We start from the raw sequence: 1,013 nt of genomic DNA, 5'->3' as shown, positions 1-1,013 counted from the left end.
GTGTGGTTACCGGCCCCATCGGTGGCGGTGACGGTAAAGCTGTAGCTTGGTTTGGTTTCGTAATCAGCATCCGCCAACAAGGTGACTTCACCGGTGCTGGCATCGATCGAGAAATACGCTGCATCGTCGCCAGAGAGCGAGAAGGTCACACCATCCGAAATATCGGCAGAGTCATCAGCGACAGCGGTATACACCACTTGCCCAGCACCTGAGTTTTCATCGATCGAGGTGGCGGTATCACCAGAGGTAATCGTCGGTGCGACTTCATCGAGGTTATTGACCGCCAGGGTGACGGTTTGATCGGTATGGTTACCCGCCCCATCGGTGGCGGTGACAGTAAAGCTGTAGCTGGACTTGCTCTCATAATCCGCATCCGCCAACAAGGTGACTTCGCCTGTAGCAGAGTTGATGCTGAACAGTGACGCATCTGTACCAGACAACGAATAAACCGCCGTCGCGTCATCGGTCGCTGCGGTGTAAATAATCGAGCTGGCACCAGAGTTTTCATCAATGGCATCAGCCAACGTGCCGGAGTTAAATACCGGTCCTGACTCATCCAGATCATTCACATCCAGCGTCACAGCCTGATCAGTGAAGTTACCAGCCCCATCGGTGGCGGTGACGGTAAAGCTGTAGCTTGGTTTGGTCTCGTAATCAGCGTCGGCCAACAAAGTCACTTCGCCGGTGGCGGAGTTGATGCTGAAGTACGCGGCATCGTCGCCAGAGAGCGAGAAGGTCACACCATCAGAGATATCGGCAGAGTCATCAGCGGCCGCGGTATACACCACCTGTCCGGCACCAGAGTTTTCATCGATCGAGGTAGCTGTCGCACCAGACGTAATCGTCGGCGCTGCTTCATCGAGGTTATTCACCGCCAGCGTGACGGCTTGGTCTGTATGGTTACCGGCCCCATCGGTGGCAGTGACTACAAATGAATAGCTGGCTTTGGCTTCGTAATCGGCATCGGCCAACAAAGTAACTTCGCCAGTTACAGCATCGATCGATAAGTACGC

1 protein-coding gene is annotated in these 1,013 nt (G+C 54.6%); it reads right to left on the bottom strand.

The genetic code is table 11. The annotated features are described in order from the left end of the window. Positions 1 to 1,013 (bottom strand): cadherin repeat domain-containing protein (locus Q8W32_RS16530; protein WP_305415691.1); only part of this gene is annotated, 1,013 nt, incomplete at both ends.

The organism is Oceanobacter sp. 3_MG-2023 (assembly GCF_030688925.1).
Lineage (GTDB): Bacteria > Pseudomonadota > Gammaproteobacteria > Pseudomonadales > Oceanobacteraceae > Oceanobacter.
Note: the sequence above shows the minus strand (reverse complement) of the source record. Positions and strands in the feature narration are given on the sequence as shown.